Genomic DNA, 15,917 nt, shown 5'->3' with positions numbered 1-15,917 from the left:
ACCGAATGGCACTGGATGGCGCCAAGCCGTGCCACCCGACGCCATGTGATGCCATGTGATGCCACGCGACGCCGCAAGGGGGTGACCTGCCCCCGCCCTGCGGTCTGCCGCTGGACCGAGCCCACCCGAGCCGGCACGAGGCGGCACGACCGGACCCATTCCGCCCGGCCGGGGCGTGTGCGAGGTCGTGGACAAGCGACCCTTCGACGGCCGCGGTGTGCAGGCCGTTCGATGCCGGATCACATCATCAGTGCGGGCCTCAGGACTTGGGGGCCGCCACCGCCGCCTGGGGTCGGATGGGGAGGCGGTTGATCGGGCGGCCGGTGGCGGACCGTACCGCTGCGGCCACTGCTGCGGGGGACGTCACCACGGGGACCGCCGAGGCGGGCTTGGCTCCGAAGGGGGCCACCACGTCGCGCTCTTCGACGAGTTTGACGATGCGGATGTCCGGTGCGTCCAGGGCGGTCGGGAGCGCGTAGCCGGTGAGGTCGGGGTGGCGGATCAGGCCGCGGGCGCTGCGGAGGTTCTCGGTGAGGGCGGCGCCGATGCCCTGGGTGACGCCCGCCTCGATACGGGTCGCCAGCTGGGACGGGTTGAGGACCCGGCCGACGTCCTGGGCGACCGCCATCTCCACGACCCGAACGGAGCCGAGTTCGATGTCGACGTCCACCACTGCGCGGATCGCGCAGAAGGCGAGGCCGACGAAGGCGTCGCCCTGGCCCGCCGCGTCCAGGGGCTCGGTCGGGTGGGGGCGGCACTGGGCGGTGGCCCAGAGTTCCTTGCCGTCCATCGCCTCCATGACCGTCGTGGACAGCACCCCGTCGTACGAGGTGATCTTGCCGTCGGCGATCTGCAGCAGCTCCGTGGACATGCCGAACTTGTGGGCCAGCGGCTGGAGCAGCTGCGTACGGACCATCTTGGCGGCGCGTTCCACCGCTCCGGCCGAGACCCAGGTGTGGCGGCCGTGCGTCGCCGGGCCCGCCGGGGGCTGGTCGGTGTCGACGGACGCCACGTGGACCTCTTCGATCCCGAGCGTCTCCTGGACCACCTGGCGGGCGAGGGTCGAGAAGCCCTGGCCCGTCTCGACCGCGGCGCAGATGACCGTGGCGATGCCGTCGTGGACCCGGACCGTGGCCGTGGAGACCTCGTCGGCGCCCTCCGCGCCGAGCATGTGGACCATGCCGATCGCGTAGCCGACCCCTCGGCGCACCGCGCCGGGTTCGCCCGCGCCCTCCGGGCCGCCGGGGAGCAGCCAGTCGTCCTCCGGGACGTCCTTGGGGAGGGCGGGGAGAGGGAAGTCCCGTACTGCGGTGAGGAGTTCGGACACCGGTGCCGGACAGGTCACCGTCTGGCCGGTAGGGAGGATGTCGCCGGTGGACAGGACGTTGCGCAGACGCAGCTCGGCCGGCTCGATGCCGAGCTTGGCGGCCAGCTTGTCCATCTGGCCCTCGTACGCCGCGCAGACCTGCATGGCGCCTTCGCCGCGCACATGGCCCGACGGCGGGTTGTTCGTCCGGACCGCCCAGCCCTCGATGAAGGCGTGCGGGACGACGTACGGGCCACAGGCGAACGCGACCGCCGCGGCCAGCGACTCGGACGAGGCGTCGGCGTACGCACCCGCGTCGAGCAGGATCTGCGCCTCGACCTTCACCAGCCGGCCCTCCGCGTCCGCGTGGTGGCGGTAGCGCAGCAGCGTCGGGTGGCGGTGGGCATGGCCGAGGAAGGACTCCTCGCGGGTGGCGGCCAGTTTGACCGGGCAGCCGGTGCGCAGCGCGAGCAGGCCGAGCGGGAGCTGGAAGCCGGGGTCCTCGCGGTCGCCGGTCGCGCCGGGAACGCCGGTGACGACGACCTTCACCCGGTCCGGTTCGAGGCCGAAGCAGGCGGCGGCGAGATCGCGGTCGGTGTGCGGGTCGGTGGAGGCGGTGTAGATCTCCACGCCGCCATCGGGACGGGGCACGGCGAGTCCGGCCTCGGCGCCGATCGGGGCGGGGTCCTGGCGGCCGATGCGGTACAGGCCTTCGACGACGACCTCGCCGGTGACCTCCGGGTCGCCGTAGCACAGCGGGATGTGGCGGATCAGATTGCCGTCGGGGTGCAGCGGTTCGGCGGCGAAGGCCTTCTCCGGGTCGGTGACCGGTTCGAGGACCTCGTACTCGACGGTGATGGCCGCGGCGGCGAGCCGGGCCGTGTCGGGGTGGTCGGCGGCGACTGCGGCGATCGGCTCGCCGTGGTGGCGGACCAGGTCGGACGCGAAGACCGGGCGGTCGACGACCCTGCGCCCGTACGCCTTCTCCCCGGGGATGTCCTCGTGCGTGATGACGGCCCGGACCCCGGGCATCTCGACGGCACCCGAGGTGTCGATGGACAGGATGCGGGCGTGCGGGTGCGGGGAGCGGAGTACGGCCGCCCACAGCAGGCCCTCGGCCCAGAGGTCGGCGGCGTACGGGAAGGTGCCCTCGGTCTTCGCACGCGCGTCGGCGGGCGGGAGGGAGACGCCGAGGCCGAGCGCCGACGGCTCGGCGTCGGGTCCTTCTGCCGGCGGGGTGGTGATCCGTGTGCTGGTCGCGTTGGCAGCGGTGGCTGCGTCGTTGCTCACGCCATGCCTCCGTCCTGCGGGTGCGGCTGGACGCTACGGGCGTCCGGGGCCGCCTGGTGGGGGATGCGGACCTCGTCGGACTCCGGGGACGGGGAGTCCGACGAGGCGGCGGGGTCGGCACTTGCCTCGCGGCCCGCGATGACCTCGTTCACGGCGTCGAGGACGCCCCGGTAGCCGGAGCAGCGGCAGAGGTTGCCGCAGAGCGCCTGACGCGTCTCCAGTTCGCTGGGGGCGTGGTTGCCCTCCAGCAGGTCGTGGACGGTCATCGCCATGCCGGGGATGCAGAAGCCGCACTGGACGGCCCCGCACTTGGCGAGGGCGCGCTGGACGTCGGACGGCTCGCCGTCCACGGCCAGGCCCTCGACCGTACGGACCTCGCTGCCGGCCACGGTCGCCGCGGGGACCAGGCAGGAGGCGACCAGACGGCCGTCCACCTGGACGTTGCAGGCCCCGCACTCACCCTGTGAGCAGCCGTCCTTGGCCCCCGCGAGGCCGAGGCGCTCGCGCAGCACGTAGAGGAGCGACTCGCCGATCCAGGCATCGGTGACGGGGCGGTCGGCACCGTTCACATGCAGGACGTAGGAGGCGGCCGGGTGCTCGCTGGGGACATCGAAGGCAGCCTGGGCCTCGGGGAGTTGGACTTCGGGGAGCCCAGCCTCGGGGTGTTGGGCCTCGGGAAGCTGGGCTTCGAGTGCCTGCGCTTCGAGGGGCTGGGACTCGGGGAGTTGCCCGTCGGGAAGCTGTTCCTCGGAGAGCCGGCCCTCGGAATCCTGCCCCTCGGCACGCTGTCCTTCGGGGAGTTGCGCTTCGGGAAGCCGGTCCTCAGCGAGCTCTGCTTCGAGCGGTGGGGCGTCCGACGGGGTGTCCGGCGAGGTGTCCAGTGGTGGCGCGTCGGGCGACGGCTCGGCCGGGAGGTCCTCGGACCCGGCCTCCACCGGGTGTTCGGCAGGGGCGTCCGCCGCCACGGCGGCGTCGGGGGCCGGGGTTTGCGCGAGGTCCGCTCCGAGCACGGGGATGTCTCCCGTGTCTCCGGCAGCGAGCACGGGGGCGTCTCCCGTGTCTCCGGCCGCGGGTACGGGGGCGTCCTCGCCGGCCGTCTCCGGTGTGGCTGCCTCGGAGTCCCGGAGAGCGTCCTCGTGGGCCACGGGGTGCGGCGTCGAGGGCGTCTCGGAGGGCTCCGCCGCGGACTCCGCGGCAGGTGCGAAATCGGCTCCCGGCGCGTGCTCCGGCTCGATGTCCGCACCGGGTGCGGGCTCCGGCCCCACCGCGGGCTCGGGCTCCGCGACCGGCTGCTGGGTCGCCCACGGCGCGGGGGCACCGCCCGGCAGCGTGGCCGGTGGAGTCCGGTCCGCGTACCACTGGGCGGCCAGCGCCGAGGCCGCGAACTCGCCGGACTCCTCCGGGAGGTCACCGTCGGCGACGGGGATCGTCCACTGACCGGTGTGGCCGGGCTGAACGGCGTGGTCGACATTGCCGACGTGGTCGACGTTGCCGGCGTGACCACCGTGGTCGGTCCGGCCCGGCTGGACACCCTGGTCACCGTGGTCGACGTGGCCGGTGTGACCAGGCTGAACACCGTGGTCGACATGACCGCCGTGGTCGACGTGGCCGGTGTGACCGGGCTGAACACCGTGGTCGACATGACCGCCGTGGTCGGTGTGGTCGGTGTGGCCGAGCTGACCGTCGTGGTCGGTGTGACCGGGCTGAACACCGTAACCGGTGTGGTCGACGTGAGCGGTGTGGTCGACGTGACCGGGCTGAACGCCGTAGTCGGTGTGACCGGTGTGACCGGTGTGGTCGACGTGACCGGTGAACTCGGTGGACTCCGTGAAGTTCCACTGGCCCGTCGCGGCCGACGTCTCCCGGTACTGCTCCTGATACGGGTACTCGTACCCGTACTGCGTCTGCTGCTGGTTCGGGTCCGGCCAGTGCACCGCGCCCGGTGCCGGCTGCTCCGGCCCCGTGGCCTGTTCCTGCTGGTTCTGCGTCGGTACGGCCCAGCTGGCCGTGGCCGCCGGGTCGAGGCCGGCCGCGGGGGTCAGCGGCAGGATCATCGGCGGTACGTAGCCCTGACCGGGCGCGGCCAGCGGGATGTTCGCCAGGTCCTCCGGCGGCAGGTGGACGAAGGCGGTCGCCTCGGCGTCGTACTCGCCGCCCTGCGGCGTCGGTTGCCAGTGCCCGTGCTGCGGCTGCTCCCGCTGCCCGTGCTGTTCGTTGCGGTCCTCGTTGCTCACGACAGTGCCCTCCCCAGCGCGCGTCGGGCCAGCGCGGCAACGGTGCGCCGCAGATGCAGTACGGCGGGGGGCAGCGGTGGCGCCTCTCCCCCGTCGGCGGGCGGCGCCTGGTCCGGGATGCAGGCCGCGGCGACGTACTCGCCGAAAGCGGCCAGCGCGTCCGGTGCCAGGCCCCGTTCACCGTCCCAGTCGATCAGTGAGGCGATCCAGCGTTCGGCCTCCAGCGGCCGCAGCGGCATCGGCGCGATGGCGCCGACCGCGCAGCGCACCCCGCGCCGGGCCGGGTCGAGGACGATCGCCACGGACGCGGTGGCGCGGCCGGGACCGGTGCGGCCGGTGGCCTTCAGGAAGACCTGGGGGGCGTGCAGCAGCGGTACCCGGACGAAGCCGATCAGTTCGGCGGGTTCGAGCATGTCGCGGCCGGCCAGCAGGTGCGAGACCGGGATCTCTCGGCGGGCGCCGCCCGGACCCGCGATGACGAGTTCGGCCTCCAGGGCGGCGAGCACCGGCAGGGCATCGCCGGTCGGGGCGGCGGTGGCGATGTTGCCGCCCAGCGTGCCGGCGTTGCGGATCTGGGGCGGGCCCGCGGCGCGCGCGGACGCGGCGAGGGCGGGGATGAGGGCGGCGAAGTCGGGCCGCCCCATGCGTGCGTGGGTGAGTCCGGCGCCGAGCAGGGCGTGGCCGTCCTGGTAGTGCCAGCCGCGGAGCTCGCTGATCCGGCCGAGGCCGACCAGCCCCGAGGGGCGCAGCAGCCCCTTGTTGACGGCCGACATCAGGTCTGTCCCGCCTGCCACAGGAACGGCGGCAGGCATGGCGCCGAGTGCCGCCACGGCCTCGTCGAGCGAGGCCGGCAGCGTCACGGACTGCGTCGCCTGCGGTGCGTGCGTGGTCAACCCAGCTGCCCCTTCCCGGTGTCCCGGCTGTCCGGCTCGTTTCGCCGTACGGTACGTGCTCACAGCCTGGACGTGGCAACTCTGGCACATCTTCCGATCGGACCGACGCGAGGGTCCACGAAGGGCGTATCCGTCCCCGAGCAGGATGATGGTCCCGATTCGCCCCGCTTCGGCACAGAGCGTGAATTGCCACTGTTCAGCGATCCTTGTGCGGGTTCTTCCGTTCCGGTGGGGGTGCGCTCCAGGGGCGCGTTCCGGACAATGACCGCCGGCCGCCACGCTCCCGTGAGCGTGACGGCCGGACCCGGGGCGCAGCCGGAATCACACGTTCGGGGGCGGTCCCTCAAGGGGGCGTCCGAGGACACCGGGGCGCTGCTGCCGGGGCAACGGCCCGCTCGGCGGCCGGTAGTCGACGCCGAGGGCGTCGAGCCGGGCGTAGTGCGTGGTCATGCGCCGTTCGAAGTCCGCGAAGTCGCGGTCGGCGGAGGCGCGCAGGGGGGACCAGGCGACCTCGGCGAACGCCGCGAGGCGCGGGAAGACCTGGTAGTCGACGCGGGACCGGTTCTGCATGACCTCGGTCCAGACATTGACCTGGGTGCCGAGGATGTGACGGGCCGCCGCCTCGGAGAGGCCCGGGGGTACGGGTTCGAAGCGGTAGACGTCCTCCAGGGTGCGGACGAAGCCGATGGGCATCGGCTCGTCGGGGCCGCCGTCCTGACGGTGGTCCAGGTAGACGTGCTGTTCCGGGCACATCACCACGTCGTGGCCTGCCTCGGCGGCCGTGATGCCTCCGCCGTAACCCCGCCAGGACGACACGGCGGCGCCCGCCGGGAGGCCGCCTTCGAGGATCTCGTCCCAGCCGATGAGCCGGCGGCCGCGGGCGGTGAGCCAGGTGTCGAAGTGCCGGATGATCCAGGACTGCAGCTCGTCCTCGTTGGCCAGGCCGAATTCGTCGATCCGGGCCTGGGCGGCCGGGGACTCCTTCCACTGGTCCTTGCGGCACTCGTCGCCGCCGATGTGGATGAACGGCGAGGTGGCGGCGGGGAAAAGAGCCAGGACCTCTTCGAGGACGCCCTCGAAGAAGCGCAGGGTGTTGTCGGTGGGGGCGAGTACATTCGCGTTGATGCCCCAGGTGTCCCAGACGGAGAGGGCGGTGGTGTCGACGACGTCGGCGTTGCCCAGTTCGGGGTAGGCGGCGATGGCGGCCTGCGAGTGGCCCGGGATGTCGATCTCGGGGACGACCCGGATGTGCCGCTCGGCCGCGTACGCGACGATCTCGCGGATGTCGTCCTGTGTGTAGTAACCGCCGTGCGGGGTCTCGTCCCAGAGCTCGGAGGCCCGGTGTCCGTGCTTGGTACGGGACCGCCAGGAGCCGACCTCGGTGAGCCGGGGGTAGCGCCTGATCTCGATGCGCCAGCCCTGGTCGTCGGTGAGGTGGAAGTGGAAGACGTTCAGCTTGTGCGCGGCGAGGAGGTCGAGATAGCGCAGGACGTCGTCCTTGGGCAGGAAGTGCCGCGCCACGTCGAGCATCATGCCGCGCCAGGCGAAGCGGGGGCCGTCCTCGATGTCCGTGACGGGGACGACGGGCCCGCTGCCGGGGCTGACGGGTGCGCGGCGGAAGGCTTCGGGCCCGAGGAGCTGACGGAGGGTCTGCGCGCCCCAGAAGACTCCGGCGGCGCTCCCTCCGGTGATCTCGACGCCGGTGGCCGGTCCCGCGCACAGCCGGTAGCCCTCGGGTTCCAGGGCCGGGTCCAGGCGCAGCCGGACGGTGTTCGCGGCGCCCCCGGCGTCCCTGCCGCCCGGTGCGAGCGGCAGGCCGAAGGCGGCTCCGAGCGTGGAGCGCAGCCAGCGTTCGGTGCTCTCGGTGCCCGGGGCCGCCGTGAGGGTGGTGGACGGGTCCAGCACGAATCCGGCCCGCCCCTCGTCACCGGTGTCGGCGCAGCCGCCGATGTGCACGGGGGCCGGAATCAGTTCCATGTCCATGGGGTCAGTCCTTTACCGCTCCGCCCAGTCCCGAGACCAGGCGGCGCTGTACGAGTACGAAGAAGACCAGCACGGGAATGGTCATCACCGTCGAGGCTGCCATGATCCCTCCCCAGTCGTTCTCCTCGGGCTTGAAGAAGACCAGCAACGCCATCGGGAGCGTCGACTGGGAGATGTCGCTGATGATGAACGACTTCGCGAACAGGAAGTCGTTCCAGGTCGAGATGAAGGAGAAGACGCTGGTCGCCACCAGGCCGGGGAAGACCAGCGGGAAGAGGATCTGCCACAGGAAGCGCGTGCGGCTCGCGCCGTCGACGCAGGCGGCTTCCTCCAGTGCTTCCGGGACGGCCTTGACGAAGCCGCGCAGCATCCAGATCGCGAACGGCAGCGAGAAGGCGAGGTGCGGCAGGATCAGCGAGCCGAGCGTGTTCAGCTGGCCGAAGTCCCGCATCAGGAAGAACAGCGGGATGGTCAGCGCCTCGACCGGCACCATCTGCGCGACCAGGAACATGATCAGCAGCGTGGTGCGGAAGCGGAATCTGAACCGGGTCACAGCCGTCGCCGCCAGGAAGGCGATCAGCGCGGAGACGATGACGACCGTGCCGGCGACGAGCAGGCTGTTGAGGAAGTACCGCCCGAAGTCGTGCTGCTCGAAGACCCGGCGGAACGAGTCCAGGGACGGTGACAGCGTCCACGGGCGGGGGTTCGCCGACTGGATCTCGCCGGCCGGTTTGAGGGCGGAGAGAACCATCCAGTACAGCGGGAAGGCGACGGCGGCGGCGATCAGCAGGGTCGCGGCCTCGGCGGCCAGCCGGCCGGGACGGCGGATACGCGGCACGCTCCGTGCGCTCACAGTTCCTCCCCCTGACGCCGCACCAGGCGCAGATGGACGAGCGTGACGGCCAGCAGGATCACCAGCATCACGACGCCGATCGCCGAGCCGAGGCTGTACTGCGAGGACGCGAACGCCTTCTGGTACGCGTACACGTTGAGCACCAGGTTCTGGCCGGCGATGCCGCCGCCGTTCGTCATGACGTAGATCTGGGTGAAGATCTTGAAGTCCCAGATGATCGACTGGATCGTGACGACGACGAGGATCGGCCGCAGCATCGGGGCCATGACCGACCGCCAGATCCGCCACTGCGAGGCCCCGTCCAGCGCGGCCGCTTCCAGCACCTCGGTGGGGATCGCCCGGATGCCCGCGTACACGGTCACCATCACGAACGGGAACGAGCACCACAGGACTTCGAGGAGCACCAGGGCGAAGGCGCTGTAGCGCCCGTACGTCCAGGAGAAGTCACCGAGCCCCAGCACCCGGTCGACGGGGCCGAAGTCCGGGTCGAAGAGGAACACCCAGACGGTGGAACCGGTGATCGCGGGGGTCGCCCAGGCGCCGAGCGCGGCCATCATCAGCGCGAGGCGCGGCACGGCCCGGACCCGGGTGAGCAGGACGGCGAGCGCGCAGCCGACCAGCAGGGTGGCCAGTACGCAGACCGCGGCGAAGACCACGGTCGCCAGGAGCACCTGCCGGAACTGGCTGTCGGCGAAGAGCGTCGCGTAGTTCCCGAACCCTTGGAAGGTGGTCGGTTCACCGCCGCTGACCTGGGCCTGGGTGTACTCCAGGAAGGAGATCAGGCCGAGCTGAAAGATCGGGTAGACGAGCAGCCCGCCGAGGAGGACGAGCGCGGGCAGGAGGTAGAGCCAGGGGGTCCAGCCGGGGTGGCGCGCGGACGGGGCCGGGCGGCGGGGCGCCCGGGGGGACGTGCCGCCCGCCCCCGGGGTGCCGGGCGTCTTGTACGCCGTGCTGTTCGCGGTCATCGTCAGCCCGCTTCGGAGAACGCCGCGTCCATCTTCTTCGCCGCGTCGTCCGAGGCCCTCGCCACGTCCTTGCGGCCGCTGACGATCTCCTGGAACATCGTCGGCAGGACCAGCGAGGAGTCGATCCGGCCCCAGCCGGGCGAGGCCGGGACGGACTTGGCGCCCGCGTCGAGCGTCCTGACGAACGGTTCGGCGAACGGTTCCTTCTTCGCGACCTCGGCCCGCACGTCCGTGTACGTGGGCAGGAAGCCCATCGCGTCGAACATCTCCGCCTGGGTCTGCTTGCCGGTCAGGGACTTCATCAGCCCGACGGCGAGGGTGCGGTGCGAGCTGCTCCTGAGTACGCCGATGTTGTTGCCGCCCGCGAACGCGGGGGCGATGGAGCCCTCCGCGACGCCGGGCAGCGGCACCACCGCGTACCTGCCCTTCACCGCGCCCGCCTCGACGGCGGCGTGGCTGAAGTCGCCGCCGATCGCCATGGCGGCCTTGCCGGAGGCGAAGGCGGTGACGGTCGCGTTGCCGCCCATGGCCGCGCACTTGGCGGCCGGGCAGTTGTCGTCGCCGAAGAGCGAGGTGTACGCCTCGATGCCCTTGCGGGCCTCGTCGCTGTTGATGGCCGCCTTGTACGTGCCACCGCTCTCGTCGGCCAGTTCGCCGCCGCCGGCCCAGATGAACGGCATGGCGCCGTAGGTGTAGGCGCCGCCGACCGCCAGCCCGTACAGGTCCGGCTTCTTCCTGTGGATCTTCTTCGCGGTGGAGATCAGCTCGGCCTGGGACTTGGGGGCCTCGATCCCCAGGTCCACGAAGACGTCGGTGCGGTAGTACAGCGCGCGTACGCCGACGAAGAGCGGCGCCCCGTAGACCTTGCCGCCGACCGTCACGGACTGCCGGGCCGCCGGGTCGGTGTCCTTGGCCTCGTCCCAGGCGGCGAACTCGGCGCCCACCTCGGCGAGTCCCCCGTCCTTGACGTATCCGGCGGTGTCCGTGTTGCCGTACTCGATGAGGTCCGGGGCGCTCTTCGGGTCGTTGAACGCCGCCTTGATGCGCTGGGCCCGGGTCTCGACCGGTATGTACTCGACCTCGGCCTTCGCGCCCTTGTGGGCCTTCTCGAACTCCGCGACCGCCGCGTCGACGACCTGCTCCTTGGGCTTGTTCCCGACCTCCTGGAACAGCCAGACGCGCAGCGTGCCGGTCTTCTCGTCCCCCTCGGCCCCGGTGCCGGAGGTCTGCGGCGCACAGGCGGTGGCGGCGAGACCCGCCAGCACAAGCGCCGCGGCCGGGGCGGCAGTTCGGGCAGACAGCTTCATGCGGAACCCCTACCGGTAGGCGTTGCAACATGCGCAACGTGCATTTCGTTCTGCACAACTGGCAGGAGAGTAGGTGCGCGCGCAGACGCCGACAAGTGGTCTCAACCACTCTGTGACCCGGTGAAGCAGCCCGTGCAACGCGAAAAGCCCCCGGGGCACGCGTGACGCGCGTCCCGGGGGCCCGAAGCAAGAGTGGCCGAACGGCCCCGGACTACTTCTTGTCCTTGCCGCCCTTGCCCTTGTCCTTGTCGCCGCCGGCGCCCATGGACTCGTAGATCTCCTTGCACATGGGACAGACCGGATACTTCTTCGGGTCGCGGCCCGGTACCCAGACCTTTCCGCACAGTGCGACCACGGGTGTGCCCTCCAGGGCACTCGCCATGATCTTGTCCTTCTGGACGTAATGGGCGTAGCGCTCGTGGTCGCCGTCGCCGTTCGACACCTGCGGCGTCGGCTCTACGAGGGTGCCCGTACCTGCCCCGCGCTCGGGCTCAAGAGTGCTCATAACCGCCAAGGGTACTGAAAGCCCGGCGGATCAGTTCAGCGAAGGGTCGTCCGGATAGGTGGCGATCATCGCCAGTTCGCTGCGCTGGCGGCGCAGGACCGCCCGCCAGAGGTGCTCCGGACGCGGGGAGGAGACGTCTCCGGGCTCGGACTCGACGACGTACCAGGCCCCCTCGGACAGTTCCGTCTCCAGCTGCCCGGGGCCCCAGCCGGCGTACCCGGCGAAGATCCGCAGCGAGCCGAGCGCCGCGGCCAGCAGCTCCGGCGGGGCCTCCAGGTCCACCAGGCCGATCGCCCCGTGCACCCGGCGGAAGCCGACGGGGTCCGCCCGGTTCGATCGGGGCCGCGCGCTCGGGGAGGGGCCCTCGTCGCCGGGGATGACGGCCACACCGAGTGCCGAGTCGAGCGAGACCGGGCCGCCCTGGAAGACGACGCCCGGTTCACCGGTCAGACCGGCCCACGATGTGAGGATGTCGCCCACGCCGACCGGGGTCGGCCGGTTCAGGACCACGCCGAGTGAGCCCTCCTCGTCGTGGTCGAGGAGCAGCACCACCGCGCGGTCGAAATTCGGATCCGCGAGCGCGGGTGTGGCCACGAGCAGTCGCCCTGTGAGCGAGGACACCTCGGTCATGGCAGAAATGATCCCGCATCTTCGGTCTCCGCGGGCACCAAGTGGGCCGACCGGCCACCGGGGAGAGCCGAGCCCGGCTCAGGGCGCAGCTCAGGGCGCACGGACGCATGGGGAGCGCACCCCTGGGAGGCGTTTGCGGATGGTAACCCTCCGCAAGAGTGGGGGAGCAGAGCGTGTTGTGGCGAATTCATGACGTTCGCGCACCCCCCGTCCCCTTACGGAAGGGGGGCCGCGGGCCATTACCCTTTCGGTTGGCCCCCTGCCCGACCACTCCGGAACGCGAGATTCATGACCGGCACAGACGATGTCCTGCTTGTCCACGGCGGAACCCCGCTGGAGGGCGAGATCCGCGTCAGAGGCGCCAAGAACCTGGTGCCGAAGGCAATGGTCGCCGCGCTGCTCGGCAGCGGGCCCAGCCGGCTGCGCAATGTGCCCGACATCCGCGACGTGCGGGTGGTGCGAGGACTGCTGCAGCTGCACGGTGTGACGGTCCGGCCGGGTGACGAACCGGGCGAGCTGATCCTGGACCCGACCCATGTCGAGAGCGCCAACGTCGCCGACATCGACGCCCACGCGGGCTCGTCGCGCATCCCGATCCTCTTCTGCGGCCCGCTGCTGCACCGGCTGGGTCACGCGTTCATTCCGGGACTCGGCGGCTGCGACATCGGCGGCCGGCCGATCGACTTCCACTTCGACGTGCTGCGGCAGTTCGGCGCGACCATCGAGAAGCGGGCGGACGGCCAGTACCTGGAGGCGCCGCAGCGGCTGCGCGGCACGAAGATCCGGCTGCCGTACCCGTCGGTGGGCTCCACCGAGCAGGTACTGCTGACGGCGGTGCTCGCCGAGGGCGTCACCGAACTGTCCAACGCGGCCGTGGAGCCGGAGATCGAGGACCTCATCTGCGTACTGCAGAAGATGGGCGCGATCATCTCGATGGACACCGACCGGACGATCCGGATCACCGGTGTCGACCGGCTGGACGGCTATACGCACCGGGCGATCCCGGACCGCCTGGAGGCGGCCTCCTGGGCGTCCGCGGCACTGGCCACCGAGGGCAACATCTACGTGCGGGGCGCACAGCAGCGCTCGATGATGACGTTCCTGAACACCTTCCGCCGGGTCGGCGGCGCGTTCGAGATCGACGACGAGGGCATCCGCTTCTGGCACCCGGGCGGCGCACTGAACGCCATCGCCCTGGAGACGGACGTGCACCCGGGTTTCCAGACCGACTGGCAGCAGCCGCTGGTCGTGGCCCTGACCCAGGCCTCGGGCCTGTCCATCGTCCACGAGACGGTGTACGAGTCCCGGCTCGGCTTCACCTCCGCCCTCAACCAGATGGGCGCACACATCCAGCTCTACCGCGAGTGCCTGGGCGGCTCCGACTGCCGCTTCGGGCAGCGCAACTTCCTGCACTCGGCGGTCGTGTCCGGACCCACGAGACTGCAGGGTGCGGATCTGGTCATCCCGGACCTGCGCGGTGGTTTCTCGTACCTGATCGCCGCCCTGGCGGCACAGGGCACGTCGCGGGTGCACGGCATCGACCTGATCAACCGCGGCTACGAGAACTTCATGGAGAAGCTGGAGAAGCTCGGCGCGAAGGTGGAACTGCCGGGCGGCGCGCTGGTCTGAGAAGAGCGGCCGCAGGGCTGCTGACGGGGGTTCGGGGCGCTGCCCCGGGCCCCCGTTTCCCGTCCCGGGCCCGGCCCGGGGCGCGGAGGCCCGCTCGACAAGGGCGGCAGAGGGCCAGAACGGGCCCTCTCGGGCCGGTGCGCGGAAGGGCGGTCACCCTGGTCGGGTGACCGCCCTTCATTGCGCCTGTGGGGCTTACTTGCCCTTGGCGGCTTCCTTGAGCTTGGAGCCCGCGGAGACCTTCACGCTGTAGCCGGCCGGGATGTTGATCGGGTCGCCGGTCTGCGGGTTACGAGCGGTGCGAGCGGCACGGTGGGTGCGCTCGAAGGTCAGGAAGCCGGGGATGGTGACCTTCTCGTCGCCCTTGGCGACGATCTCACCGACGGTCTCGGCGAGGGCGGCCAGCACGGCGTCGGCGTCCTTGCGAGTCACCTCGGCGCGGTCGGCCAGGGCGGCCACCAGCTCACTGCGGTTCATGTTGTTACTCCCGTGTTCTTCTTGCCTGTGAGGCGTGAGATCGAAGCCGATGCTGCCAGGGCCCTCGGACAGTCCCCGGACCCGGGTCTGTCTCCAGACCCTCGCGCCCGATTACGCATCCTGCCCCCACCTGCGGCGGGAAAGCCAATCCGGCACCCTCCGGAGTCGCACGAAAGGCACCCTCGCCTCGTCGTGGTGACGTTCCGTCGACTCCCCGAAAGCGGTCCGCAGCGGATGCGGGGCTCTGCGGGACGCGCCGCCCGCCCACCCTAAAGGGGCGTTTGGGGCACCGCGACCCGCGACGCGCCGTACGTCGGACCAACGTGCGCGGCACCACCGCCGTGCGCGCCGCCGACCGGGGCCGTGCCGGGGTCGGCGCGCGGGCGGTCTCAGCCGAGGCCGCCCGGGGACGGCGCGGCGCCGCCCACCGTCTTGGCCGCGTCGCGGACGGCACCGGCGACCGCTCCCGCGACCCTGTCGTTGAAGACCGACGGGATGATGTAGTTCGCGTTCAGCTCGTCCTCGGCAACGGTCTCGGCGAGGGCGCCCGCCGCGGCGAGCATCATCTCCGTGTTGACGGTGCGGGACTGGGCGTCCAGCAGACCGCGGAAGACACCCGGGAAGACCAGCACGTTGTTGATCTGGTTCGGGAAGTCGGAGCGGCCGGTGGCGACAACTGCCGCCGACCGGCGGGCGATTGCCGGGTCCACCTCGGGGTCCGGGTTCGCGAGCGCGAACACGATCGCACCGTCGGCCATGGCGGCGACATCGGTGCCGTCCAGCACGTTCGGGGCGGAGACGCCGATGAAGACGTCGGCGCCCACGACGGCCTCCTTGAGCGTGCCGGTGACGGACTCGGGGTTGGTGTTGTCGGCGATCCAGCGCAGCGGCGAGTCGGCGTCGGCGGAGACCAGGTCCTCGCGGCCCGCGTGCACCACGCCGTGGATGTCGGCGACGACGGCGTGCTTGACGCCCGCGGCGATGAGGAGCTTCAGGATGGCCGTACCGGCCGCCCCGGCGCCGGACATGACGACCCGTACGTCCCCGATTCCCTTGTCCACCACGCGCAGCGCGTTGGTCAGCGCGGCCAGGACCACGATCGCGGTGCCGTGCTGGTCGTCGTGGAAGACGGGGATGTCGAGGGCCTCGCGCAGCCGTGCCTCGATCTCGAAGCAGCGGGGTGCGGAGATGTCCTCCAGGTTGATGCCCGCGAAGCCGGGGGCGATCGCCTTGACGATCTCGACGATGGCGTCGGTGTCCTGGGTGTCCAGGCAGATCGGCCAGGCGTCGATGCCGGCGAACCGCTTGAAGAGGGCCGCCTTGCCCTCCATCACCGGAAGGGCGGCCATCGGGCCGATGTTGCCGAGGCCGAGCACCGCGGAGCCGTCCGTCACAACTGCGACGGAGTTGCGCTTGATGGTGAGGCGGCGGGCGTCCTCGGGGTTCTCGGCGATCGCCATGCAGACCCGGGCCACACCCGGGGTGTAGATCATCGAGAGGTCGTCGCGGTTGCGGATGGGGTGCTTGGACGCCATCTCGATCTTGCCGCCGAGGTGCATCAGGAACGTACGGTCGGAGACCTTGCCCAGCACGACGCCCTCGATGCCGCGCAGGTTCTCGACGATCTCGTCGGCGTGCGCGGTGGAGGTGGCCGCGATGGTGACGTCGATCCGCAGCTTCTCGTGGCCGGAGGCGGTCACATCGAGGCCGGTGACCGAACCGCCGGAGGACTCCACGGCCGTGGTGAGCTGGGAGACCGCTGTGCCGCTCGCGGGCACCTCCAGCCTGACCGTCATCGAGTACGAGACGCTGGGCGCCGTTGCCATGGCCGAGTCCTTCGCTTTC

The 15,917-nt window shown here is 71.3% G+C and carries 12 protein-coding genes; 1 reads left to right on the top strand and 11 read right to left on the bottom strand.

Translation table 11 applies throughout. The features are described from left to right. Positions 1-259: 259 nt before the first annotated feature. From ACFVT1_RS24900 to ACFVT1_RS24860, 9 genes are all read right to left on the bottom strand, one after another. Positions 260-2,596, bottom strand: a complete 2,337-nt coding sequence (locus ACFVT1_RS24900; protein ID WP_389799209.1) for a xanthine dehydrogenase family protein molybdopterin-binding subunit — start codon at positions 2,594-2,596, stop codon at positions 260-262. After that, positions 2,593-4,830 (bottom strand): 2Fe-2S iron-sulfur cluster-binding protein, encoded by a 2,238-nt coding sequence (locus tag ACFVT1_RS24895; protein WP_389799206.1) that lies wholly within the window; start codon positions 4,828-4,830, stop codon positions 2,593-2,595. Before ACFVT1_RS24895 ends, ACFVT1_RS24900 begins: the two co-directional genes overlap by 4 nt. Then, positions 4,827-5,723 (bottom strand): xanthine dehydrogenase family protein subunit M, encoded by an 897-nt coding sequence (locus ACFVT1_RS24890; protein WP_072484141.1) that lies wholly within the window; start codon positions 5,721-5,723, stop codon positions 4,827-4,829. Before ACFVT1_RS24890 ends, ACFVT1_RS24895 begins: the two co-directional genes overlap by 4 nt. Positions 5,724-6,044: 321 nt before the next feature. Then, positions 6,045-7,706 (bottom strand): beta-N-acetylhexosaminidase, encoded by a 1,662-nt coding sequence (locus ACFVT1_RS24885; RefSeq protein WP_389799203.1) that lies wholly within the window; start codon positions 7,704-7,706, stop codon positions 6,045-6,047. A gap of 4 nt (positions 7,707-7,710) precedes the next feature. After that, the gene (locus tag ACFVT1_RS24880) at positions 7,711-8,559 is read right to left on the bottom strand and encodes a carbohydrate ABC transporter permease (protein ID WP_389799201.1); all 849 of its coding nucleotides are present in this window, start codon (positions 8,557-8,559) and stop codon (positions 7,711-7,713) included. After that, a complete protein-coding gene (locus tag ACFVT1_RS24875) occupies positions 8,556-9,524 on the bottom strand; it encodes a carbohydrate ABC transporter permease (protein ID WP_389799198.1) in 969 nt (322 codons plus the stop codon). Before ACFVT1_RS24875 ends, ACFVT1_RS24880 begins: the two co-directional genes overlap by 4 nt. Before the next feature lie 2 nt (positions 9,525-9,526). Then, positions 9,527-10,831, bottom strand: coding sequence for an extracellular solute-binding protein (locus ACFVT1_RS24870; RefSeq protein WP_389799196.1), 1,305 nt, complete (start codon positions 10,829-10,831; stop codon positions 9,527-9,529). 211 nt (positions 10,832-11,042) lie between these two features. Next, positions 11,043-11,336, bottom strand: coding sequence for a DUF3039 domain-containing protein (locus ACFVT1_RS24865; RefSeq protein WP_072484142.1), 294 nt, complete (start codon positions 11,334-11,336; stop codon positions 11,043-11,045). A 30-nt stretch (positions 11,337-11,366) separates the two neighbouring features. Beyond that, positions 11,367-11,966, bottom strand: a complete 600-nt coding sequence (locus ACFVT1_RS24860) for a YqgE/AlgH family protein (protein ID WP_389799194.1) — start codon at positions 11,964-11,966, stop codon at positions 11,367-11,369. Positions 11,967-12,254: 288 nt separating this feature from the next. Between ACFVT1_RS24860 and murA the strand changes: the two genes are divergently transcribed. Further along, positions 12,255-13,595: a UDP-N-acetylglucosamine 1-carboxyvinyltransferase gene (murA, locus tag ACFVT1_RS24855; protein ID WP_362205375.1), complete on the top strand. Its 1,341-nt coding sequence runs from the start codon at positions 12,255-12,257 to the stop codon at positions 13,593-13,595. Between the two features lie 195 nt (positions 13,596-13,790). Here murA and ACFVT1_RS24850 read toward each other — a convergent pair whose 3' ends face one another. Continuing rightward, entirely contained in the window at positions 13,791-14,072 is a 282-nt protein-coding gene (locus ACFVT1_RS24850; protein ID WP_003968811.1) for an HU family DNA-binding protein, read from the bottom strand. A 389-nt stretch (positions 14,073-14,461) separates the two neighbouring features. Next, the gene (locus tag ACFVT1_RS24845) at positions 14,462-15,898 is read right to left on the bottom strand and encodes an NAD-dependent malic enzyme (protein WP_389799192.1); all 1,437 of its coding nucleotides are present in this window, start codon (positions 15,896-15,898) and stop codon (positions 14,462-14,464) included. Positions 15,899-15,917: the final 19 nt, after the last annotated feature.

The sequence above is a fragment of the Streptomyces sp. NPDC057963 genome (assembly GCF_042887155.1).
Classification (GTDB): Bacteria; Actinomycetota; Actinomycetes; order Streptomycetales; family Streptomycetaceae; genus Streptomyces.
The sequence above is the reverse complement of the archived record's forward strand: the minus strand, read 5'-3'. Positions and strand labels throughout refer to the sequence as shown.